The sequence below is a fragment of the Arenibacter amylolyticus genome, assembly GCF_002150785.1.
GTDB classification, from domain to species: Bacteria; Bacteroidota; Bacteroidia; order Flavobacteriales; family Flavobacteriaceae; genus Arenibacter; species Arenibacter amylolyticus.
Map to the genome: position 1 here is coordinate 17,833 of NZ_MTAZ01000030.1, position 22,766 is coordinate 40,598.

20 protein-coding genes and 1 tRNA gene are annotated in these 22,766 nt (G+C 42.0%); 6 read left to right on the top strand and 15 right to left on the bottom strand.

The features are described from left to right. Nucleotides 1–46 precede the first annotated feature (46 nt). The 4 genes from BV214_RS11605 (at nucleotide 47) to BV214_RS11620 (ending at nucleotide 6,073) form a co-directional block, all read left to right on the top strand. Nucleotides 47–2,461, top strand: a complete 2,415-nt coding sequence (locus BV214_RS11605; protein WP_086477675.1) for an efflux RND transporter permease subunit — start codon at nucleotides 47–49, stop codon at nucleotides 2,459–2,461. Between the two features lie 75 nt (nucleotides 2,462–2,536). After that, nucleotides 2,537–3,970, top strand: a complete 1,434-nt coding sequence (asnS, locus tag BV214_RS11610; protein ID WP_086477676.1) for an asparagine--tRNA ligase — start codon at nucleotides 2,537–2,539, stop codon at nucleotides 3,968–3,970. 40 nt (nucleotides 3,971–4,010) lie between these two features. Beyond that, nucleotides 4,011–5,468, top strand: a complete 1,458-nt coding sequence (gene rpoN, locus BV214_RS11615) for an RNA polymerase factor sigma-54 (protein ID WP_086477677.1) — start codon at nucleotides 4,011–4,013, stop codon at nucleotides 5,466–5,468. Next, nucleotides 5,468–6,073: a hypothetical protein gene (locus BV214_RS11620; RefSeq protein WP_223883409.1), complete on the top strand. Its 606-nt coding sequence runs from the start codon at nucleotides 5,468–5,470 to the stop codon at nucleotides 6,071–6,073. Before rpoN ends, BV214_RS11620 begins: the two co-directional genes overlap by 1 nt. On the opposite strand, the gene BV214_RS11625 is transcribed toward BV214_RS11620, so the two are convergent. The 8 genes from BV214_RS11625 to BV214_RS11660 all read right to left on the bottom strand — a co-directional run bounded on the left by BV214_RS11625 (nucleotide 6,068) and on the right by BV214_RS11660 (nucleotide 11,359). Beyond that, entirely contained in the window at nucleotides 6,068–6,757 is a 690-nt protein-coding gene (locus tag BV214_RS11625) for a porin family protein (protein ID WP_086477678.1), read from the bottom strand. The genes BV214_RS11620 and BV214_RS11625 overlap by 6 nt on opposite strands. 85 nt (nucleotides 6,758–6,842) lie before the next feature. Beyond that, on the bottom strand, nucleotides 6,843–7,325 hold the full coding sequence (locus tag BV214_RS11630; RefSeq protein WP_086477679.1) for an ExbD/TolR family protein: 483 nt from the start codon (nucleotides 7,323–7,325) through the stop codon (nucleotides 6,843–6,845). A 21-nt stretch (nucleotides 7,326–7,346) separates the two neighbouring features. Further along, the gene (locus tag BV214_RS11635; RefSeq protein WP_086477680.1) at nucleotides 7,347–7,970 is read right to left on the bottom strand and encodes an ExbD/TolR family protein; all 624 of its coding nucleotides are present in this window, start codon (nucleotides 7,968–7,970) and stop codon (nucleotides 7,347–7,349) included. A 14-nt stretch (nucleotides 7,971–7,984) separates the two neighbouring features. Beyond that, nucleotides 7,985–8,428 (bottom strand): hypothetical protein, encoded by a 444-nt coding sequence (locus BV214_RS11640; RefSeq protein ID WP_086477681.1) that lies wholly within the window; start codon nucleotides 8,426–8,428, stop codon nucleotides 7,985–7,987. 24 nt (nucleotides 8,429–8,452) lie between these two features. Next, nucleotides 8,453–9,202: a MotA/TolQ/ExbB proton channel family protein gene (locus tag BV214_RS11645; RefSeq protein WP_086477682.1), complete on the bottom strand. Its 750-nt coding sequence runs from the start codon at nucleotides 9,200–9,202 to the stop codon at nucleotides 8,453–8,455. A gap of 78 nt (nucleotides 9,203–9,280) precedes the next feature. Further along, nucleotides 9,281–9,368 (bottom strand) — tRNA-Ser (locus BV214_RS11650). A gap of 71 nt (nucleotides 9,369–9,439) precedes the next feature. Next, nucleotides 9,440–10,471 (bottom strand): asparaginase, encoded by a 1,032-nt coding sequence (locus BV214_RS11655; RefSeq protein WP_223883408.1) that lies wholly within the window; start codon nucleotides 10,469–10,471, stop codon nucleotides 9,440–9,442. A gap of 120 nt (nucleotides 10,472–10,591) precedes the next feature. After that, entirely contained in the window at nucleotides 10,592–11,359 is a 768-nt protein-coding gene (locus BV214_RS11660) for a TatD family hydrolase (RefSeq protein WP_086477683.1), read from the bottom strand. A gap of 37 nt (nucleotides 11,360–11,396) precedes the next feature. Between BV214_RS11660 and BV214_RS11665 the strand changes: the two genes are divergently transcribed. Then, nucleotides 11,397–11,837, top strand: a complete 441-nt coding sequence (locus BV214_RS11665; protein WP_086477684.1) for a retropepsin-like aspartic protease family protein — start codon at nucleotides 11,397–11,399, stop codon at nucleotides 11,835–11,837. Between the two features lie 76 nt (nucleotides 11,838–11,913). Here BV214_RS11665 and odhB read toward each other — a convergent pair whose 3' ends face one another. The 6 genes from odhB to BV214_RS11695 form a co-directional block, all read right to left on the bottom strand. Continuing rightward, a complete protein-coding gene (odhB, locus tag BV214_RS11670) occupies nucleotides 11,914–13,143 on the bottom strand; it encodes a 2-oxoglutarate dehydrogenase complex dihydrolipoyllysine-residue succinyltransferase (RefSeq protein WP_086477685.1) in 1,230 nt (409 codons plus the stop codon). Nucleotides 13,144–13,231: 88 nt separating this feature from the next. Continuing rightward, the gene (locus tag BV214_RS11675; RefSeq protein WP_086477686.1) at nucleotides 13,232–16,057 is read right to left on the bottom strand and encodes a 2-oxoglutarate dehydrogenase E1 component; all 2,826 of its coding nucleotides are present in this window, start codon (nucleotides 16,055–16,057) and stop codon (nucleotides 13,232–13,234) included. 333 nt (nucleotides 16,058–16,390) lie between these two features. After that, nucleotides 16,391–16,747, bottom strand: a complete 357-nt coding sequence (locus BV214_RS11680) for a hypothetical protein (protein ID WP_086477687.1) — start codon at nucleotides 16,745–16,747, stop codon at nucleotides 16,391–16,393. Nucleotides 16,748–16,777: 30 nt separating this feature from the next. Further along, a complete protein-coding gene (locus BV214_RS11685) occupies nucleotides 16,778–18,055 on the bottom strand; it encodes a metal-dependent hydrolase family protein (protein ID WP_086477688.1) in 1,278 nt (425 codons plus the stop codon). A gap of 12 nt (nucleotides 18,056–18,067) precedes the next feature. Further along, nucleotides 18,068–19,084 (bottom strand): UDP-glucose 4-epimerase GalE, encoded by a 1,017-nt coding sequence (gene galE / locus BV214_RS11690; protein ID WP_086477689.1) that lies wholly within the window; start codon nucleotides 19,082–19,084, stop codon nucleotides 18,068–18,070. 88 nt (nucleotides 19,085–19,172) lie between these two features. Continuing rightward, nucleotides 19,173–20,327, bottom strand: a complete 1,155-nt coding sequence (locus BV214_RS11695; protein WP_086477690.1) for a DegT/DnrJ/EryC1/StrS family aminotransferase — start codon at nucleotides 20,325–20,327, stop codon at nucleotides 19,173–19,175. 95 nt (nucleotides 20,328–20,422) lie between these two features. Between BV214_RS11695 and BV214_RS11700 the strand changes: the two genes are divergently transcribed. Next, the gene (locus BV214_RS11700) at nucleotides 20,423–21,664 is read left to right on the top strand and encodes a 3-deoxy-D-manno-octulosonic acid transferase (protein ID WP_086477691.1); all 1,242 of its coding nucleotides are present in this window, start codon (nucleotides 20,423–20,425) and stop codon (nucleotides 21,662–21,664) included. Nucleotides 21,665–22,345: 681 nt separating this feature from the next. Here BV214_RS11700 and BV214_RS11705 read toward each other — a convergent pair. Continuing rightward, nucleotides 22,346–22,642 (bottom strand): hypothetical protein, encoded by a 297-nt coding sequence (locus BV214_RS11705; RefSeq protein ID WP_223883407.1) that lies wholly within the window; start codon nucleotides 22,640–22,642, stop codon nucleotides 22,346–22,348. Nucleotides 22,643–22,766: the final 124 nt, after the last annotated feature.

Here is a 22,766-nt window from a genome sequence, read left to right on the forward strand (position 1 = left end):
ATTTTTTTGCCCTTTAGGGCTAAGTGATAAACGAAGTATCTACCAGATGGTTGCAAAGCTAACACAAGGTTTTTGGGCAAAAACCGTACGAATAATACTTAGAAACAGAATCCTTATCCTATTACTCCTAGCTGCTACTACCGTTGGCATGGGGCTACAGTGGGATAAAATGCAATTCTCCAACACACAGGCCAATCTTTTGCCAGATCATCATCCGGTGAATTTGGAATACCTAAAGTTCTTAGAACAATTTGGGGAAGAGGGCAATGCAATGGTACTAGCGATAAAGGACAGTACCCTGTTTACCCCGGAAAAATTTAATCGCTGGAACCGATTGAGCAAGCAGCTGGATGCTTTCCCCGAGGTAGATTTTGTACTATCTACAGACAACCTTCAAGAATTGGTTAAGGACAACGAAGGGAATAAATTTGTTATGCGCCCTCTAATAGAGACTCCTCCAACAACCAAAGAGGCCATCGATAGTATTACCAACCACCTCTTTAACGAGCTGCCGTTTTACGAGAATTTAATCTACAATAAAAAGACACATACAATACGCACCGTTGTTTACTTGGACAAAGACCTTGTGAACACCTCCGTCCGTAAAGATTTTATACTAGAAGAATTTAATCCCTTGATCCAAAGTTTTGAGAAAGAAACTGGGATGGATGTTAGGGTATCCGGGATGCCCTATATAAGGACAATGAACTCCCAAAACATTATAGATGAAATAGGGAAATTCATCTTAGCGGCCCTGGGGGTAACCTCCTTAATTTTCTTTTTCTTCTTTAGAAGCGTTAGGGCTACGTTCATTTCTATGCTTGTAGTAATTATTGGGGTAATGTGGGCCTTTGGTATTTTAGGTCTTTTGCAATATGAAATAACGGTTTTAACAGCCCTCATCCCTCCCCTGATCATCGTTATAGGAATCCCCAATTGCATCTTTTTAATTAACAAGTATCAGCAGGAAGTTAAAAAACATGGCAACCAGGCCCTTTCCCTACAACGGGTAATCTCTAAAATTGGGAATGCCACCCTAATGACCAATGTCACCACCGCCTCTGGCTTTGCTACCTTTATTATTACGGACAGTAAATTATTAAAGGAATTTGGTATTGTGGCATCCATAAATATTCTCGGGATATTTGTGCTCTCCCTCCTTATCATTCCCATTATTTACAGTTTTATGCCACTTCCAAAGAGCAAGCATTTAAAACATCTAAATACTAAATGGATAGAGACCTTTGTCAATTGGATGGAGCGAATAGTGCGCGAGCGAAGGATAGCCGTTTATATCGTATCCATTTCCCTATTGGTAGCGAGCATTATTGGTATTTATCAAATAGAAATCTCTGGCAGTCCTATTGAAGACATGCCCAAAAAGGCGAAGTTCTTTAAGGACATAAAGTTCTTTGAACAGGAGTTTGACGGTATAATGCCGGTAGAAATTGTAGTAGACACCAAGAGGCCTAGGGGGGTGTTAAGACCCACCAACCTAAAGAAAATGGACGAATTGGGGAGTCATATCGTGGACATTCCGGAATTATCCAGACCTATTTCCATGGTAGACCTTGTAAAATACTCCAAACAGGCCTTTTACAATGGAATTCCCAAATACTACCAACTCCCCACCTCGCAAGAGAACAATTTTATCATGGATGTTGCCCGTAACTCCGAAAACAACGGCAACCTTCTTAACAGTTTTGTAGATAGTACTGGACAGGTAGCCAGAATAACTACCTATATGAAAGATGTGAATACCGAAAGAATGGAGGCCATTGAAGGTACACTCCAAGATCATATCGATAAAATATTCCCATCGGACCGTTATGAGGTAAGCATGACTGGGAGTGCGTTGTTATTCTTAAAGGGCACCAAATACTTGGTTAAAAACCTAATATTGTCCCTAAGTTTGGCCATAGGCCTTATTGCCTTGTTTATGGCCTACTTATTTCGCTCCTTCAGAATGGTGATCATCTCGCTTATCCCTAACTTACTACCGTTAATTGTAACCGCCGGAGTGATGGGATTTGTAGGAGTCCCCATTAAACCATCTACCATCTTAGTCTTTAGCATCGCCTTTGGAATCTCTGTGGACGACACCATACACTTTTTGGCAAAGTACCGCCAAGAACTCATTGCCAACAAATGGAAGATTAAGAAATCTGTCTACGCCGCACTAAGAGAAACGGGGGTCAGTATGTTTTACACCTCCATTGTATTATTCTTTGGTTTCTCTGTCTTTACCATCTCCAGTTTTGGGGGCACCGTGGCCTTGGGATCGTTGGTTTCTGCCACTCTATTGTTCGCAATGTTGGCAAACCTACTATTATTGCCCTCCCTGCTGCTTTCCCTAGAAAGAAGCATCGCCAATAAGGAGGTCCTTAAAGAACCGCAAATAGACATTCTTCCCCAAGAAGATTTAAATTCAGCACAGGAAAATCAAGATCTTTCAAAATAAAACTTAAGGCCCTGTAGAACCTACACATAATATTGAAAATGGCTATCTTTGCCACTTAAATTACAAGCAATAAACATGAGCACGTATAACGTAAAAGAATTACTCTCAACAGCCCACCTTCACAAAGAAGTTACCGTAAATGGCTGGGTAAGATCCTATAGAAGCAATAGGTTTATCGCCCTTAATGATGGGTCTACCATAAAGAACATACAATGCGTTGTAAATTTTGAGGAGTTTGATGACCAACTCCTTAAGAAAATCAATACCGGTGCTGCATTGAAAATTTCGGGTACCTTGATAGAAAGTCAGGGTAAAGGCCAAGATGTAGAGATAGAAGTAAAGGAACTTACCGTATTAGGTGAAGCAGATCCGGACACCTATCCTATACAACCTAAGAAACACTCCTTGGAATTTTTACGTGCTAAAGCCCACCTTAGGGTTCGCACCAATACCTTTGCCGCCATCATGAGGGTACGCTCTACCCTATCGTTTGCCGTACACCAGTATTTTCAGAAGAACGGTTTCCAATACGTACATACCCCAATAATTACAGGATCGGATGCCGAAGGTGCGGGAGAAATGTTCCGTGTATCTACTTTGGATATGAAAAATACCCCTTTAACCGAAGACGGTGAAGTGGACTATAGTGAGGATTTCTTTGGAAAAGAAACTCATTTAACCGTTTCCGGACAATTGGAAGGGGAAGCATACGCAATGGGCTTGGGAAAAATATACACTTTTGGCCCAACTTTTAGAGCAGAAAATTCCAACACTTCCAGGCATTTATCCGAATTCTGGATGATAGAGCCCGAGGTGGCGTTTAATGACCTAGATGCCAATATGGATTTGGCCGAAGATTTTATTAAAGAAGTGATCAACTATACCCTGGAGCACTCCAAGGATGATTTAGAATTTTTAGAGCAGCGACTATTAGAGGAAGAGAAAAACAAACCAATGGCAGACCGAAGCCCTATGCCGTTGATAGAAAAGTTAAAATTTGTATCGGAAAACACCTTTAAAAGAGTTTCCTATACCGAGGCCATAGAAATTTTAAGGAATTCTAAGCCCAACAAAAAGAAACGCTTTCAGTATCCAATAGACCAGTGGGGAGCAGACCTGCAGAGCGAGCACGAACGCTATTTGGTAGAAAAGCACTTTAAGTGTCCCGTAATCCTTTTTGATTACCCTGCAGATATCAAAGCGTTTTATATGCGATTAAATGAAGATGGAAAAACGGTGAGAGCCATGGATGTTCTATTCCCTGGAATTGGCGAAATTGTTGGAGGATCACAGCGTGAAGAGCGACTAGATGTATTAAAGGAGAAGATAAAAGCCCTAAACTTAAGTGAGGAAGAACTTTGGTGGTACTTAGAATTAAGGAAATTTGGTACTGCCGTACACAGTGGCTTTGGTCTTGGTTTTGAGCGCTTAGTACTCTTTGCAACTGGCATGGGTAATATCAGGGACGTAATTCCATTTCCCAGAACCCCACAAAATGCAGAATTCTAATCTTTATTCTTTAACTTTATAAGAAAGATTACGACCCCTTATGCTGAAACAACACTTACAATTTAAATTATCACAGAAATTATCCCCTCAACAAATACAGTTGATGAAGTTGATTCAATTACCTACACAGGCATTTGAACAGCGTCTAAAACAAGAGTTGGAGGAAAATCCTGCGTTGGAATCGGGCAAAGAAGAAACCGAGTCCCAAGAGGACGATTTTGAAGATCTCTATGATAATGAAACAGATAGTGAAAGCATTAGTGCGGAAGACATCAATATAGATGAGTATTTAAGTGACGACGAAATTCCCGACTATAGAACTCAGACCAGTAATTACAGTCCGGACGATGAGGAGAAGAATGTTCCGTATGCTGCTGGAATTTCCTTCAACCAATATTTGATCAATCAGTTAAACACTGTTTACCTAAGTGACGAAGAGTGGTCTATTGCCCAATTTTTGGTGGGAAGTGTAGACGAAAGCGGCTACATTAGGCGGCCACTAGAAGATATAATGGACGACCTTGCCTTTACCCAGAACATTTATACGGATGTAGCTACTATTGAAAAGGTGCTACATATTGTTCAAGATTTGGATCCGGCAGGGGTTGGCGCGCGGTCTTTGGAAGAATGTCTCTTAATACAACTAAAAAGAAAGCAACCCACGGCCAGTGTTGAGCTGGCCATAGATTTATTGGAAAATTCTTTTGATCAATTTTCCAAAAAACATTATCAAAGGCTACTTCAAAAGCACGGGATTACGGAAGAGCAATTAAGGCACGCCATTACCGAAATAGAGCGACTTAACCCCAAACCGGGCGGCTCTTATTCTGGCAATAACAGAATTGTGGAGCATGTAGTCCCAGATTTCACCATACGCATTACAGAGGGAGAGTTAGAATTAAGTCTCAATGGTAGAAACGCCCCGGAATTACACGTATCTAGGGAATATAGCAATATGCTAGAAGGCTTTAAGCACGCCAAGACCAAATCCAAATCACAAAAGGATACGGTGCTGTTCATCAAGCAAAAGCTAGATTCCGCAAAATGGTTTATTGATGCTATCAGGCAACGGCAGCAAACCCTCTATATCACCATGAACGAGATAATGCACTACCAAAAGGAATATTTCCTAAGTGGCGATGAGCGTAAATTGCGGCCAATGATACTCAAGGATATTGCAGACGCCATTGATATGGACGTCTCCACGGTATCCCGGGTAGCCAACAGTAAATATGTAGATACTCCTTATGGCACCAAATTAATCAAGGATTTCTTCTCGGAATCCATGACTAATGAACAGGGCGAAGAGGTATCTACCAGGGAGATTAAAAAGATCTTGGAAATGGTGATCATGGACGAACCCAAAAGAAAACCTTATACCGATGATAAATTAGCCTCCTTATTAAAGGAAAAAGGCTACCCAATTGCACGTAGAACTGTAGCTAAGTACAGGGAACAATTGGACATCCCAGTAGCTAGGCTTCGCAAAGAAATCTAATGGGCGCCCTACTAAAACTTGTATCCTACCTGCTGCACCCACTTTACATCCCCTTTGCCGGGACTTTGGCCTATTTCCTACTTACACCAGGATATCATTCCATAGAAGCGCAGGCAGGGATCCTAGTCCCTATTTTCATCCTAACGGTTCTTATCCCCTTACTATTCTATGTTATAGTTTGTAATTTAGCATTGGGAAGCAACATACAGCACCCCTTACTATACAATGAAAAATACCCATTGTATCTTATTTTAGCCCTTTTATTAGTGGTAGTAATACGCGTTATCCCCAACCACTTATTGCTACCATTACACTTTTTTTTCCTGGGATTAATTGCCGCCACCTTTGCAGCTTTGCTATTAATATTTCTAAATTTTAGATGTAGCCTACATTTAGTAGGAATGGGAAGTTTACTGATGTTCCTTATTCACCTCAGTATACATTTAGAACAGCATATGATTGGCCTTATAAGCCTTATTACCATACTCACTGGCTTAGCTGCTACTGCTAGACTCTACATCACCAATAATAACTGGGCAAGGGTCTTAACAGGGCTAGTATTGGGTATGGGCACCCAACTCTTTACTATAAAGTTCTGGTTATAGAATATAAAAGATCAGACCTATTTGCAACGGATGATGATCTAAGGGAGTACCCGTATTTAACGTTACCCCATCCCTAAATAAGGAGGTTAAGGAATAATAAGCGTGTATATTAAAGGTATTGTACCCTACATCCAAAGCAAGGCCGTACTGAATTTTACGAACATCCCGGTTATAAAAACCTATTTTAGTGGTATCGTCTACAAACTTGGATCGGTTTCCAAATACGTACCCAAATTTAAGACCAGTGTACACCCGCCAAAACTTATAGTCCTCGGCAGTTGCGTTACGCCATCTAAATTGTATGGGCATTTCTACCGCATGGGTTTCAATTTTATTCCTTTTATAAGCGGTGGTCCTTTCCAACAGCTCATAACTAACATTGTCCCCAGCCTTCACAGCCCGTACGTTGGAATAGTACGAATTAATGGCATAGCCTATCCCCCAGCCCAAGCCTATGGTCCTATCCCAATTTAAGGGGATGTCTTTTATAAAGCCACCCTGAAGGCCGTAGGAGAGGTTTCTCTGTTCCACTTCCTCGGGAAGGTCCCAAAGAAAGTTATAAGTTACCCCTAGGTAAAATTGATCTTCCAAGAACTTCCTATCCTGTTCATCCCGTATAACCACCTCCTGGGCAAAGCCCCACAAGCCAACCAAATAGCATACAATAAGTAGTGCTCCCTTCATAAGGAATAAAGGTAATTATTTTAAACAAAAAAACGCTTCAAATGCATGGCATTTGAAGCGTTTTAATTCTCTAATCCTCTATTAACTATTGTAAATTACGGAAGGCATCACCTTCATAGGTAGTATAGTTTACCTTAAGCGCATTTACTTTTCTCAGTTCTTGTTTGATATCCGAAATGATTCCCATATTGGCATCCTTGTCTACCTTTAGAGAAGTGGTCAATACATTTTGAAGTTCCTGAGGCTTTTTAGCCCTTTCCATTAAAATATAATCACCCACATCGGAAGCATCCGCGAACTTATCGTTCAATTGAATTTTTGATTCGGTTCCGTATAGTTTTTGATACTCTCTAGTAGGTTTCCCTACGTAGATGTAAATTACCCGATCCTTTTTCTCCAGTTTTTTGATTTCAGTAGCGTTAGGCAGGGTGTTTTCCACCTTTAAGGTACTATCTTTCATTACGGTAACTGTCATAAAAAAGAACAAGAGCATAAAAACAATATCTGGCAAGGAGGCCGTATTCACAGCAGGTAAAGCGGCATCCTTTTTCTTGTTAAATTTTGACATAGTACTTTTGTTTTTTAAGCATTAATTAGATGAGGAAGTTTCCGCTTCAGACAGTTTCATAGGAAACAAGTCCTGAATACTCTTCACTCTTTCCTTCAGCCTCTCCTTATCCTCATCAGAGGTTTCAGGGTTGAGGTATTCAGCTTCCATGTCCGTAAAGTTTCTCTTGTACAAACGCTGTGCCTCCCGATTTCTTAATTCGTTATAAGCTGCTACCAATTCGTTTTGAACCGTTATATAGGTCCCGTACTTGGTTTCTCTATCGTTTTTCAGTGATATAATTGCCTTGGATGGGTTATCTGAAGAACTAGGATCTCTGTTCCCTTGACAATAGTTACAGTAATCCGGACTTCCAGCTGGGGCTCCGCCGTTGTCCAAGAAGGCCATTGCTTTAGCTCTAAGATCCTTAATATCTATTAATTCCTCATCGGCCAATAACTGTCCATCCCTGTTTATATTCACCTGAAAGATGTTCTTTTGCTTAATGACCACATCGGTATCAGGCGGCTCTATTGGTGGCAACATTCGGTCTAATCCTGCATCTGTCTCTATAGTGGTGGTCACTAGAAAAAAGATAAGCAATAAGAACGCAATGTCTGCCATGGAACCTGCATTTACCTCTGGTGGTGCTCCTCTTTTTGACATAATATTGTTTTAAATTATTTACTGATCATTTTCTTCGCACCTGAATACAACATGGCTGCAACCGCAATTATTGTTAGAAGAAAGAACACGTTTAATCCTGTTCCTATCATCTTTACTGTATCCTCAGTGGTAGGGACGCCCAATCTGGCCATTTCGTCCAGATTAACATCGGTACCGGAGGCCATGGCGTATGATATAGCAACCACGATCAACAGTCCCACTACTACAAACGCTGCCTTTTTAAGCCCTCCTTTGGAGGTGATAAGGTTCTTCAATCCGAAAAGGACTGTAGCAACTATGGCTATCCCCAACAACGCAAAGGTAATATTGAACATAAAGCTCATAGACCCATTGTTGATGGCTTCCGATGCAGGAACGTCTGAACTTGGCAGCTGAAACCATAGTATGGCTCCAACGACACCTAGTACAACTAATATTATTTTAACTATTTTGTGCATGATACTTTAAGTATTAAGTCCGACTTATTTTTTGTGATCTACCAACATATCAATCAAAGTGATTGATGAATCTTCCATATCATTTACAAGACTGTCGATTTTCGCAATGATGTAGTTGTAGAAGATTTGAAGGATGATCGCAGTAATAAGACCAAATACCGTAGTCAATAATGCTACCTGGATATCACCTGCAATAAGAGAGGCACTCAAGTTACCTACCGCTGCAATTTTCTGGAAAGCCTGAATCATCCCGATTACCGTACCCATAAACCCAAGCATCGGTGCAATCGCAATAAATAAAGATAACCAAGAAACGTTTTTCTCTAACTGCCCCATTTGAACTCCACCGTAAGCAACTACCGCTTTCTCGGCAGACTCAATGCTATCTCCAGCTCTTTCCAAACCTTGGTAGTAGATAGAGGCAACAGGACCCTTTGTATTTCTACATAATTCTTTTGCAGCTTCCACTCCGCCAGAAGCTAAAGCGTCTTCTACTTGCAATTTCAATTTAGTAGTGTTGGTAGTGGCTAAGTTTAGATAAATAATCCTTTCAATAGCTACAGCCAAGCCCAGGATCAAACATAAAAGAACGATACCCATAAATCCGGCACCTCCTTGTATGAACTGCTCCTTAAGCACCTGCGTAAATCCTTTTTCAGCAGCTGGTGCCGCATCTTGCAAAACTGCCGCCGCAGCCACAACTTTTGCACTTACCGTATTTGTACCTGCTACAAATAACCCAGCCGTTGCTAGGATAGAGAATAATCTTTTCATTTTCTAAACTTAATTTTAGTTAGTTAATAGGGTTAAAGATAAAAAAAAAACACAATAAAAAAATTAAAAACTTAAAAGCAGAGAGGAAGGGATTCGAACCCTCGATACCCTTTTGGGGTATACACACTTTCCAGGCGTGCGCCTTCGACCACTCGGCCACCTCTCTGTTTACACTAAGTTTTCTGGGCAGCCAAATAACAAAAAATATATTAGTTAATGAAATTTAGCGCCTTATTTTTATTGCATTTCTCCTCTTAGTGGAGTTTCAAATTTGGTTTTGAACAACTTAGGGGAAACATTATTTCCTAAAAGGTACATCAATTTGGCGATTGCCGCTTCTGTAGTGATGTCTTTTCCGTTGATCACACCCAATTCTCGGAGGTGTTCACTGGTTTCATACTGCCCCATTATAACACTTCCTCCGGAACATTGCGTAACGTTCACCACAAAGATACCTTTTTTAACAGCTCTGGCAAGCTCTTTTTTAAACCATTCTTCGGTAGGTGCATTGCCCGAGCCGTAAGTTTCTAAGACCAAGGCTTTTAAATTTGGCGTATTCAACACACTTTTTAATAAAGATTTTCCAAAACCGGGGAATAACTTTAAAATAGCCACATTGCAGTCCATATTCTTATGCACTTTCAGCGTTTTCCCCTTCCTATTCCGCAATAAAGCCTCCCTATTCACCTTTAAATGCACCCCAGATTCTGCTAAGGAAGGGTAGTTTAAAGAAGCAAAGGCCTCAAAATGCTCGGCATTAATCTTGGTTGTGCGATTTGCCCTATATAACTTATATTCAAAATACAGACAAACCTCCCTGATCACAGGTTTATGATCTTCTTGCAAGGTGGCAATCTGCACGGAAGTAATCAGATTTTCCTTGGCATCGGTTCGCAAATCCCCAATGGGTAGCTGAGACCCGGTAAAAACAACCGGCTTATTTAAATTCTCCAACATATAACTCAATGCCGAAGCAGTGTAACTCATGGTATCGCTACCGTGCAATATTACAAATCCATCATGGCTTTCGTAATGCGCTTCAATCATCTCTGCCATGGCCACCCAACTAGGCACATCCATGTTAGATGAATCTATAGGGGTTTTAAATGAAATGGCATCAATATCACAATCTAACTGATGCAACTCCGGGATTTGTTCCAGAAGTTTTTCAAAATTAAACGCCTTTAAGGCACCTGTGGTGTAATCCTTAACCATTCCTATGGTACCTCCGGTATAAATCAGGAGAATTTTAGTCTTTCTATCTTTCAAGCCCTCGTTATTAAAAATGAATTAAAAAAATGCGGCAATCTACACCACCCGTCCAACACCATTAATCAAGATCTACCTCCCTATTAGAAAAATTCCGCTGGGAAGATTAAACAGGGAACCCTAAATTCCGAATACCTCTTTGGAGTTTTCGGTAGTAATAGATGCTACTTCCTCCACATCCATTCCGTACAAGGAGGCTACCTTTTCCAAAACATAGCTAATATGAGCACTTTCATTTCGCTTTCCTCTGTAGGGCATTGGCGCCAAATAAGGTGAATCTGTCTCTAATACTATATGCTTTAAGTCTATTTTATTTAAAAAGGCATCTATCTTCCCATTCTTAAAAGTTACCACTCCCCCAATACCCAGTTTCATATTATAGGAAATAGCCTTTTTTGCTTGCTCGTAATCTCCGGTAAAACAATGGAAAATGCCGTATAAGTCATCGCCCTTTTCAGATTCCAATACCTCAAAGATTTCATCAAAACTATCCCTACCGTGAATCACTATGGGATAGCCATATTTCTTAGCCCATTGGATTTGTTGTACAAAGGCTATTTTCTGCTCCTCCAAAAAGGTATCATCCCAATACAAGTCGATCCCTGTCTCCCCTACCGCATAAAATTTCCTGGAGGCCAGCATCGCTTCCACGTGGCCTAATTCTTCCTTATAGTTTTCCTTTACATAGGTAGGGTGCAAACCCATCATTAGAAATATATTGCCTGGATGCGCTTTTTCCAGATCTAACATTGATTGGGTGTAAGACGAATCGATCGCTGGGATAAAAAAACGGGAAACCCCCTTATCCAAAGCTGATTTTATAACGGACTCACGGTCCTCGTCAAAAAGCTCACTATATAAGTGAGTATGCGTATCTGTTATCATCATGGAACAAAAATAAGATTATCTTTGACAAAAAAAGTACATGGCCAGCCTGAAAGCATTTCTCAAAAAGAAAAAATACACCTCCATTCCCCTTACTCTTACCGCCACCAATCATTTTGAAATAAAGGTATCCATCAATGGAGTAGAGGGCCTCTTTATTTTAGATACTGGCGCCTCCAACACCTGTATCGGCCTGGATAAAATTGATTTCTTTAAACTGAATTCAGAGGAATCTGAAATTAAGGCGGCAGGTGCCGGAGCAACCGAGATGCTCACCATGCTCTCTACCGAAAACAAGATTGAAATTGGCAAATGGACCAAGAAGAAACACAAAATTGTCCTTTTCGATCTTATTCATGTAAACCAAGCCCTAACCTCCCACCAGGCGATGCCTGTAGATGGCATCATTGGCGCCGACATACTTAAAAAAGGAGATGCGGTTATCGACTATAAGAAGTCGAGGCTCTATCTTAGAAAATAAATCATTCCATTAAATAAAAAAGGCCCGACAGATTTAGCATCCAGCGGGCCTTTTTTAATTCTATCTCAAGGAAAAATTACATTTCCAAGGCTTTCTTTACGTTGTTATCCATTAGCAATTCCTCTGGATTTTCCAAGGCCTCCTTAACGGCTACCAAGAATCCTACCGATTCCTTACCATCTATAATCCTGTGATCATAGGACAACGCAACATACATAATAGGAGCAATGGCAATAGCACCATCCCTAGCAATAGGACGCTCTACAATATTGTGCATTCCCAAAATAGCGCTCTGTGGCGGATTAATTATTGGGGTAGACAACATAGAACCAAACACCCCTCCATTAGTAATAGTAAAGGTACCACCAGTCATCTCATCTACCGTAATATCTCCATCTCGCGCTCTCAAGGCCAATCGCTTCACCTCGGATTCAATTCCCCTAAAGCTTAAGTTCTCGGCATTTCTAATTACCGGCACCATTAGTCCTCTAGGACCTGAAACCGCAATACTGATATCACAGAAATCAAATGACACCATTTCATTGCCGTCTATCATAGAGTTTACTGCAGGATACATTTGCAAAGCCCTAATCACTGCTTTGGTGAAGAAAGACATAAATCCAAGACCTACATTGTGCTTCTCTTTAAAGTCCTCTTTGTATTGCTCTCTTAATTTAAAGATAGCAGACATATCTACCTCATTAAAAGTGGTAAGCATGGCCGTTTCATTCTTAACGGTCACCAAACGCTCTGCCACCTTACGGCGCAACATGGATAATCTAGAACGACTCTCTCCTCTAGATCCACCAGTAGGTGTCCCCATGGAAGGCACCGCCTTCACAGCATCTGCCTTAGTTACCCTTCCGTCTTTCCCTGTACCTTTTATAGTTGCAGGATCTATTTCTTTTTCCGCCAATATTTTTTTAGCAGCCGGAGAAGCAGTGCCCGTAGCATAGGTTGCCGTTTCCGTTTTGGGTGCTTTTTCGGCTACAGGTGCCGCTTCAGCCTTCTTATCTTCCTGCTTCTTTTCCGAGGCCTCTTCTTTCTTGGAAGCTCCTTCGGGCTTGGAAGCACTGGTATCGATTAAACAGACCACAGCTCCTACTGCAACCGCATCACCAACCTCAGCCTTTAGTGTAATAATCCCACTCTCTTCTGCAGGTAACTCCAAGGTAGCCTTATCCGAATCTACCTCTGCGATGGCCTGATCTTTCTCTACATAATCCCCATCTTCCACCAGCCATTCCGCTATCTCTACTTCTGTAATAGATTCCCCCGGAGAAGGAACTTTCATTTCTAAAATCATTTGCTATAATTTTAATTTTTGATTTTTCTTATTTTCTCTCCAACAACCATTTGGTTATTGAAAGCGCTTCTATTTTATACTACTTCGGTTAGTTTGCTTTTCTTTCAGATTCCTTTCTCGCCACCTCGGGATCCCTACTCATATTGTCTTTTGTGATATCGAACACATAGTCGATCACCTGCTGATGACGACGCTTGGAACGCACCGCACTTCCTGCAGCTGGAGAGGCATAAAACCTCCTAGAAGCTACTCGGAATCTATGCGCTTCGCTAAAGTGCATCAATAAATGACTCCACGCTCCCATATTCCTCGGTTCTTCCTGAGCCCAAACAATATCATCTGCAAATTTATACTTTTCCATTATTTCTTTGATCTGGCTAGATGGCATAGGGAACAATTGCTCTATCCTCACCAAAGCCACATCATCGCGATTATTCTCCTCTTTAACCGCTAGAAGATCGTAGTAGAATTTACCGGTACAGAACACCAAACTTTTAATTTTCTTCACCTCAGCAGTGGCGTCATCTATCACCTTCTGGAATTTCCCATCGGTAAACTCCTCTACCGTAGATACTGCACGCGGATGCCTTAGAAGGCTTTTTGGGGTAAATACAATAAGCGGTTTTCTAAAGTTAACCCTCATATGCCTTCTTAACATATGGAATAAGTTTGCAGGAGTAGTAACATCGGCTACATACATATTATCCCTGGCACACAATTGCAAAAAGCGCTCCATCCTAGCGGAGGAATGCTCTGCTCCCTGTCCCTCATATCCATGGGGCAATAGCATTACCAGACCATTCTGCATTTTCCACTTATCTTCTGCCGCAGAGATATACTGGTCTATCATAATTTGGGCACCATTACTAAAGTCCCCAAACTGGGCCTCCCAAATGGTCAGCGTATTCGGATTCGCCATGGCGTACCCGTAATCAAACCCCACCACTCCGTATTCGGACAATAGGGAATTATAAATCTGAAACTTTCCTTGATCTTCGGATAGGTGGTTTAACAACAGTACCTCTTCCTCACTTTCTTCTACCTTCATTACTGCATGACGGTGCGAGAACGTACCTCTTTCCACATCCTGACCAGACATACGCACGCCGTATCCTTCTTCTAACAAAGAACCAAACGCCAGCAATTCTCCCATGGCCCAATCCAACGCGTTCTTCTTAAAGAACATATCCTTACGATCTTTCACCAAGCGCTCTATTTTACGCAAGAACTTTTTGCCCTTTGGCAACTCGGTTAACACCTTGGCAATTTCGGTAAGTTTTTCCCTGCTATAGGAGGTATCCACGGGATCTAACATTTCCCAATCCCTTACATACTCAAATCCTTTCCACTCATCGGCCATAAAAGGAGTAATAACCGTCTTATCTTCTTTCCTAGAATCCTTCAATTCCTCCTCAAGGTCGGCTTTATACTGCTCTTCTAACTGCTTTACATAATCCTCTCCAATTACCCCTTGCTCTATCAGCATTGCGGCATAAATATCCCTTGCATTCTTGTGTTTGGCAATTGCCTTATACAATTTAGGTTGGGTAAAACGAGGCTCATCGCCTTCGTTATGACCATACTTCCTATATCCTAAGAGATCCAAGAAAACGTCCCTCTTAAAGCGCATTCTAAATTCCACCGCAAAATGCGAAGCATGTACTACAGCTTCGGCGTCATCGGCATTTACATGCAACACAGGACTCAAGGTCACCTTAGCCACGTCCGTACAATAGGTAGAGCTACGGGCATCTAAATAGTTAGTAGTAAATCCAATCTGATTATTCACTACTATATGTATAGTACCATTTGTCTTATAACCGTCCAAATTGGCCATTTGCACCAGTTCATAAACTAGTCCCTGACCAGCTATCGCAGCATCTCCATGCACCACTATGGGCATCACCTTGGAGAAGTTGTCCCCATAATGAAGGTCTTGTTTTGCCCTGGTAATTCCTTCCACCACCGCACCTACGGTTTCTAAGTGGGAAGGGTTGGGAGCAATGGTCATTTTAATTTTATTGCCATTCTTGGCCTTTCGCTCAGAGGTCCAACCAAGGTGGTATTTTACATCTCCGTCGAAAATCTCCTCGTCATAATCCTTCCCGTCAAATTCACTGAAAATATCCTTCGCCTCTTTTCCAAAAATATTGGTAAGCACGTTAAGACGCCCCCTATGGGCCATCCCCATCACAAATTGCTCTACCTCCATTTCGGCAGCGCGCTCTATCATGGCATCCAAGGCCGGGATCAAAGATTCGTTCCCTTCCAGGGAAAATCTTTTTTGCCCAACATATTTTGTATGTAAGAATCCTTCAAAAGACACTGCCTGATTCAGCTTATTTAGGATATGCTTCTTTTGGTCTGCGTCAAAATTGGGATGGTTATCATTTACGTTTAACCAGCTCTGTATCCACTCAACCCTTTCCGGGTTTCTGATATACATATACTCTACCCCAATGGCATCGCAATAAATGGTCTTTAGGTGTTCAATTATATTTTCCAGGGTGCTTGGTCCAATCCCTAAGATCTCCCCTGCGGTAAAGACCGTATCCAGATCCCCGCGATCCAATCCAAACTCCTCCAAATCCAGGGTAGGGAAGTATTGTCTTCTCTCCCGCACAGGATTGGTTTTGGTAAACAGGTGACCTCTGGTCCTGTACCCATCAATTAAACGGACTACCTGAAACTCCTTTTGCAACGATTTAGGTATCTCTACCTGCTGCCCTTCTGCGGCGGAAGGCGGTGCCATTTCCACCACATCACCTTCGTTGGAACTTTCCATTCCAAAGTCGAAGCCCTGAAAAAAGGCTCTCCAGCTGGGTTCTATGCTATCGGGATTCGTTAAATACTTGTCGTATAATTCTGCAAAAAAAGAAGTATGTGCAGCGTTTAAAAAAGAATATTTATCCATGAAAAAATTCTCTGTCTTTTGAACAAAAATTAAATCAAAAATACAATATTTCAAACACCTAGGCTTATCTTAGCCCTTAATATTGACAAATATTTAGCATATATTTTTAAAATAGGAGCTAATCACCCCTTTTCTGCCCAATTATTCCTCTTTTAAAGCCGTTCAAGGCCAAATAACTCGCTCTGAAGACTATTAATTTTGGAATGAATTCAGCCTGGCGACGGGTAGCAATATGTTTTAAAACCTAAGGATTTTAAACCTAGGCTTTCTCATTGGCAAGATTAGCAGATAGATTTGTGGTCTGCTTATTTTCGTTTTGCTTCCAACTTTAGGTTAGCCTCCATATTTATCGCGAAACCACACTTTTTGCCACTCTCGTTTAAGAATTTCCAAACTCACCTCCCCGGAAATCTCCAGCACATCCTCACTTTGAATGGATTTCACCACTTTTTCCGAAACATCTATGATATAGAGTAGGTTTAGGTAGTCTGCAAACCGCTCCCTTATGAGGTAAAACACTTTTTCATGAACCAACGTCTTTAGGTCCGTAGGCAAAACATCCTCCGGAACATCCAAGTCTACATTAGCAAGGGTAAAATCCTTTTTTAGCTGCAACACCAACTCATCATAAAGATTGGCTTCCTGGGCATACTCTAATAACCCCCTAATGTTGGAAAATTGCGGTACCATATAGTATATCGAGATTTGCTAAACCACGGATTATAGGCCTTTATAGACCACTCCTTCTTTCATTACAAAATCTACTTTCTCTAGTTCTTCTACACTTTCCAGAGGATTACCATCTACGGCAATGATATCTGCCAAGAAACCGCCTTTAAGCTGACCCAACTCTTCTTCCATACCTAGCAGCATGGCGTTGGTAATGGTTGCCGAACGGATGGCCTCCATTATTGGCATCCCCGCCTCTACCATATAGCCAAATTCCTTGGCATTGAGGCCATGAGGAAACACTCCTGCATCGGTACCAAAAGCAATGGGCACCCCTTTCTTATAGGCCCTAGCAAACATTCCTTGGATAAGCGGTCCAATTTCCCTCGCTTTTTGGGCTACTACCTCTGGGAAATACCCGTCTACCTCAGCTTTTTCAGCCACCTGCTTCCCGGCAGTGATGGTTGGCACTAAATAGGAATCGTGTTTTTTCATGAGTTCCATGGTGGCGTCACTCATATAACTCCCGTGCTCAATAGTCTTAATTCCGCCTAAAATGGCCCGTTGCATCCCTTCATCTCCATGGGCATGGGCAGCGGTCAACATCCCGTAATCCTTGGCAGTTTCAGTTACCCCTTTAATCTCTTCTATGGTAAACTGTGGATTTTGGCCACTTTTAGCCACGCTGAGCACCCCTCCGGTAGCCGTGATTTTTATCACATCGGCCCCATCCTTATAGCGTTGCCTTACCGCCTTCTTAGCATCTTCAGCAGAGTTCACCACCCCTTCATTAGGACCGGGATCCCCCATTAGGCTTTTCTTAGAACCGTTGGTAGGGTCTGCATGCCCGCCTGTGGTTGCCAAGGATTTTCCGGCAGTAAAAATTCGAGGTCCTACTACCAAACCGTTATTGATGGCATTCCTAAGCGCAATATTCACTCCCGTCCCACCAAGATCTCTCACCGTGGTAAATCCGGCCATTAGGGTACGCTTGGCGTACACGGTAGACCGGAAAGCCACATCGGCCTCGTTTAAGGTATATTTATGCACGTAAGATTGAGCACTAGACTCCCCTTCAATGTGTACGTGCATATCTATAAGGCCGGGCAGTACTGTTTTATTTTTAAGGTCGATAACTTTATCGGACGCCCCTGCTTCCACATAACCATCTTGGATGCCTTTTATCGTATTCCCCGAAACCACAATGGTTTTTTGGGTCAACAGCTTCCCAGATTTCGTATCCAACAACTGTCCACAATGCAAGTAGGTATCCTGGGCCGAAACTAGGGCAGACAACAGGAGGGCTATCCCCAAAAGGTGCTTTTTCATATTGGCAAGGGTTTATTTTCTAATTTTCTGCTCCCACAACCAGGCAGACTTCATGGCTTCGTCCAAGGTAGACTCCGCTTTCCATCCCAGAACTTCATTAGCTTTAGTGGTATCGGCATAGGCGGTCATAATATCTCCTGGTCTACGCCCTACAATCTTATAGTTTAATTTTTTACCAGATACCCTTTCAAAGCTTTGAATGGCTTCTAGAACGGAACTGCCTTTACCCGTTCCTACATTGAACACTTCGTAATTCTCCTCGTTCTTGGCATTCAATAAACGCTCTAGGGCCACTACGTGGGCTTTTGCCAAATCTACCACATGAATATAATCTCGGATACACGTACCATCTTCCGTGGGGTAATCTCCACCAAAGACAGAGATTTGCTCCCTAATTCCGGCACCAGTCTGCGTAATAAAAGGCACTAAGTTTTGAGGCACCCCTATAGGCAACTCCCCAATCTCTGCCGAGGGATGAGCTCCCATTGGGTTAAAATATCTTAAGGCAATAGCATTGATACCTGGGGTTACCTTACAGGTCTCTTGAATAATTTCTTCGCCAATCTGCTTGGTATTCCCATAGGGAGATTCTGCAGCCTTCACTGGCGCATCTTCGGTAATAGGCATTTTATCTGCTTGACCATATACCGTACAGGAAGAGCTGAAGATGAAACTAGAACGCTGCTTCTTAGAAAGCTCCTTTAATAGATATACCAAGGTCCCTATATTGTTTTCATAGTACAGCAGCGGTTTTTCTACGCTCTCCCCTACTGCTTTGGAAGCCGCAAAATGAATTACCCCCGCAATGTCCTGGTGCCTTTTAAAGAAATCCTCAACTTTGGATTTTTCCTTAAGGTCCAATTTTTCAAATACGGGTTTTTTACCGGTAATGGCCACAATTCCGTCTAACACCTTTTCGGTGGAGTTGGAGAGATCATCAATGATAACCACCTCATAGCCCTTATTTTGCAATTCTACTGTAGTATGAGAGCCTATAAAGCCCAATCCTCCTGTTACTAATATTTTCATTTTTCTTGTACGCTAATTGGTTATTTATGGCAGTGTATTTCGCCAGCACAAGGGAATTCCCTTTTGCTGGAGCGCCTATTTTTTTTATTTAAGAGTTAACAAATTTTATAAGGGCCGATGCAATGTATTCGATTTGCTCATCGTCCAATTCCGTATGCATCGGCAGGGATATTACTTCCTTAACCAATTGATTGGTTACCGGGAAGTCTTCCTCCTTGTACCGTTCGTCCAAATACGCTTTTTGCCTATGCAGCGGGATAGGGTAGTACACCCCACAAGGGATTTGGAGGTCGGCAAAATGCGCCACTAGGGCATCTCGCTTTCCATTGGTAATCCTCAGGGTGTATTGATGAAAAACATGGCAATCGCAATCGCCACATGCTGCCGCACAGGTATTTACCATGCTAGGCACTATAATATTTTCCTGACCTGCAAAAGCCTCAGTATACTTCTGGGCCGCCTTTCTTCGTCTCTCGTTGTATTGATCTAACAGCGGCAATTTAGCACGCAGTACTGCTGCCTGAATGGAATCTAAACGGGAATTCACCCCCACCACATCGTGATGGTAGCGCTGATACATACCGTGATTTACAATTCCCCGTAAGGTATGCGCCAATTCATCATCGTTGGTAAAGAGGGCGCCTCCATCCCCATAACAACCTAAGTTTTTAGAAGGAAAGAAGGAGGTTGCCGCCACATGGCCAAAAGTCCCCGCCTTTTTCCGGCTTCCGTCCTTAAGGGTGTAACTGGCTCCAATGGCCTGTGCATTGTCTTCTATTACAAAAAGATTGTGCTTTTCTGCGATCTCCAATATGGCATCCATATTGGCACATTGTCCAAAAAGGTGCACGGGAACAATGGCTTTGGTTTTTGGCGTTATGGCCTTTTCCAAAGCTATGGGATCTATATTAAAGCTATCTGGCTCTACATCTACCAAAACAGGCGTGAGATTTAAGAGTGCAATAACCTCTACTGTGGCTGCAAAGGTAAAATCGGCCGTAATTACCTCATCCCCTGGCTGCAACCCCAATCCCATCATCGCAATTTGAAGGGCATCGGTTCCGTTAGCACACGGAATTACATGTTTTACCCCCAAATAGGTTTCCAATTCTTTTTGAAAGTTGTGCACTTCAGGGCCGTTTATAAAAGCGGTGGTTTCCATCACCTCGGCGATGGAATTATTTACTTGCTCTTTAATGTCCTGGTATTGACCACTTAGGTCCACCATTTGTATTTTCTTCATCCTCCTAATTTATCACAATAATATTGCAAAAATAAGGATTCGCAGCTAATGGATATTATTTAAAGAAGTGTATTTTAGCCCCAAACCTTTTTCACGTGTCCCGGATCTACAATTTTGCCCTTCAAACAGCTAATTTATTCTTACGATTAATTGCCTTATTCCATCCTAAGATTAAACTTTTTGTGGACGGCCGTAAGAGTGTTTTCCCCTACCTGGAAGGCAGCTTGTCACCAGAAGACAGGGTGTTTTGGGTGCACACCGCCTCCCTAGGCGAATTTGAGCAAGGCTTGCCAATTATAGAGCGACTAAAAACAGCTTACCCATCCCATAAAATTGTGGTTACATTTTTCTCCCCCTCGGGCTACGAGGTTAAAAAGAACAGTGAGGTTGCACACGCCATTACCTATCTTCCCTTGGATACCTTTAAAAATGCCCAGCGTTTTGTGGAGGTCGTGAATCCAGAACTGGCTATTTTCGTAAAGTATGAAATTTGGCCTAACTATTTAAAAGCCTTGGGAGAACGAAACATCCCCACCCTGCTTATTTCTGCCCTCTTTAAAAAGCAACAAATCTACTTTAAGAATTACGGAGGCTTTATGCGAAAGGCGCTAGGTCAATTCTCCCATATATTTGTTCAAAACCAGGAATCCGTAGACCTACTGCACCAAATAGGCATACATAGCGTTACCGTGGGCGGGGATACGCGCTTTGATAGGGTGATGGAAATCTTGGAACGCGACAACCAGCTGGCGTTTATGGAAGCCTTTAAAACAGACACCCCACTACTGGTTGCCGGCAGTACCTGGCCAGAGGACGAAGCAGTTTTAGTGCCCTATATCAATAATGCCCCGTCGCATTTTAAATATGTATTGGCTCCACACAACATTAAGGCCGACCATATAAACAAGCTAAAGGAATCTATCCACAAAAAAACCGTTTTATACTCCCAATTGCGAAACAAGTCCCTGTCCCAGTACGATGTGTTGATCTTGGACACTATTGGGTTACTTACCAAAACGTATAGCTACGCAGACATCGCCTATGTTGGAGGCGGATTTGCCACGGGACTTCACAATACTTTGGAACCTGCCGTTTTTGGAATCCCAGTTCTTATTGGGAGCAATTACCAAGGGTTTAAAGAAGCAGAAGACCTCGTAGAGGAAGGCGGCGTGCTGGTAGTAAACAACCCGGAGGAGTTTAAAAGCAATATGGACAGACTACATTCGGACCAGGAATATCTAACGCGTACTGGAAACATCAATGGCTCCTATGTCATCAAAAATAAGGGAGCAAGCATCCGTATAATGGAACACATTCACGGCTTACTTAAATCATAAGTACCAATCCTCCCCTCTAACCCTTGCTATTAGTACCTCACGACTTATGACCTCCTCCCCAGGAACAAAGGGTATTGTTCCACTCCCAAGCAAAACTCAGGCTTTTTATGGAGGCCCTAAATAAATTTAGAAGCAGATACTCCCTTAAATATTTAGGATATATGGTGTTTTATCGAGTTTTTTAACTCTTCATCTAAAAAACACAATATTCACTACTTAACACTCGGAAATGGGGTTTTAATCGCCTCAAAATCAATATTTATTGCTTACATTGTATAAAAATCATAAAAGATATGAACGATGTCACCTTAGGCACGCGAGTGCTCAATGGGTTTCTAACCGTTATGATAGTGGTTTTGGTCGCTATCCTAGTGGCGGTGATTGTAAGCCTGATTCTAGCCGCTTTCGGCTTTTTTTAAACAGATAGGCTCGTCTTGGAAGGCACCCATTTTTCCAGCATATCAATTAGATGAACTTTTTCATCCAGAATATCTATTGCTCTTTTTTCCTGAACCATTACGATTCCCTCCTAGCTACACCTCTTTACCCTTTCGCAGCCATCTTTATGCCGCAAGGTTTACACAGGCATTTAAGTACTTTACTAAAAAGTCCGAAACCCAGGAAAGTAGGAGGTGAAAAGAAGGGATTAACAAAATTCGATTTTGCGTTTTAAAGGTAGTTTTATTGCTTTTTATTTTTCTTGATAGCATTTAAACTATCCATTTCCTTACGGAAACGAAGAATCATTAAGCTGTCCAATTGCTGTCCAATACTATCGCGCATAGCCCACCAATTTTCGGCATTCATTTCCCCGGTATAGCGCATAATTTTGTTGAACCTGGCCACATTGAACCTATTGGCTTTCCAGGCAGCTTCGGTACTTTCCCTGTGCTTTAGATCTTGCAGGTAAATTCCGACTAGAAAACCAATTATAACCATCGCCATGGCAAACATCCATCGAGCATTATTCTTAGACATTATTGTAAACCTGTATTAAAACATTCATTCCTATAGTGGAAGTCTTTTTAAAAAGAGACCCCACGCTTCCTTATCATCTGCCATAAAGCACTAAAATTGTTCTAGAACCATTGGGCATCCCTTA

Coding starts and splice junctions, on each gene's coding strand:
- BV214_RS11630 (WP_086477679.1), bottom strand. CDS start 7,325: ATGTCAAAATTTAACAAGAAAAAGGATGCCGCTTTACCTGCTGTGAAT.
- BV214_RS11645 (WP_086477682.1), bottom strand. CDS start 9,202: ATGAAAAGATTATTCTCTATCCTAGCAACGGCTGGGTTATTTGTAGCA.
- BV214_RS11660 (WP_086477683.1), bottom strand. CDS start 11,359: ATGATGATAACAGATACGCATACTCACTTATATAGTGAGCTTTTTGAC.
- BV214_RS11680 (WP_086477687.1), bottom strand. CDS start 16,747: ATGGTACCGCAATTTTCCAACATTAGGGGGTTATTAGAGTATGCCCAG.
- BV214_RS11635 (WP_086477680.1), bottom strand. CDS start 7,970: ATGTCAAAAAGAGGAGCACCACCAGAGGTAAATGCAGGTTCCATGGCA.
- BV214_RS11675 (WP_086477686.1), bottom strand. CDS start 16,057: ATGGATAAATATTCTTTTTTAAACGCTGCACATACTTCTTTTTTTGCA.
- rpoN (WP_086477677.1), top strand. CDS start 4,011: ATGCTGAAACAACACTTACAATTTAAATTATCACAGAAATTATCCCCT.
- BV214_RS11640 (WP_086477681.1), bottom strand. CDS start 8,428: ATGCACAAAATAGTTAAAATAATATTAGTTGTACTAGGTGTCGTTGGA.
- odhB (WP_086477685.1), bottom strand. CDS start 13,143: ATGATTTTAGAAATGAAAGTTCCTTCTCCGGGGGAATCTATTACAGAA.
- BV214_RS11620 (WP_223883409.1), top strand. CDS start 5,468: ATGGGCGCCCTACTAAAACTTGTATCCTACCTGCTGCACCCACTTTAC.
- asnS (WP_086477676.1), top strand. CDS start 2,537: ATGAGCACGTATAACGTAAAAGAATTACTCTCAACAGCCCACCTTCAC.
- BV214_RS11605 (WP_086477675.1), top strand. CDS start 47: ATGGTTGCAAAGCTAACACAAGGTTTTTGGGCAAAAACCGTACGAATA.
- BV214_RS11625 (WP_086477678.1), bottom strand. CDS start 6,757: ATGAAGGGAGCACTACTTATTGTATGCTATTTGGTTGGCTTGTGGGGC.
- BV214_RS11705 (WP_223883407.1), bottom strand. CDS start 22,642: ATGTCTAAGAATAATGCTCGATGGATGTTTGCCATGGCGATGGTTATA.
- galE (WP_086477689.1), bottom strand. CDS start 19,084: ATGAAAATATTAGTAACAGGAGGATTGGGCTTTATAGGCTCTCATACT.
- BV214_RS11685 (WP_086477688.1), bottom strand. CDS start 18,055: ATGAAAAAGCACCTTTTGGGGATAGCCCTCCTGTTGTCTGCCCTAGTT.
- BV214_RS11695 (WP_086477690.1), bottom strand. CDS start 20,327: ATGAAGAAAATACAAATGGTGGACCTAAGTGGTCAATACCAGGACATT.
- BV214_RS11665 (WP_086477684.1), top strand. CDS start 11,397: ATGGCCAGCCTGAAAGCATTTCTCAAAAAGAAAAAATACACCTCCATT.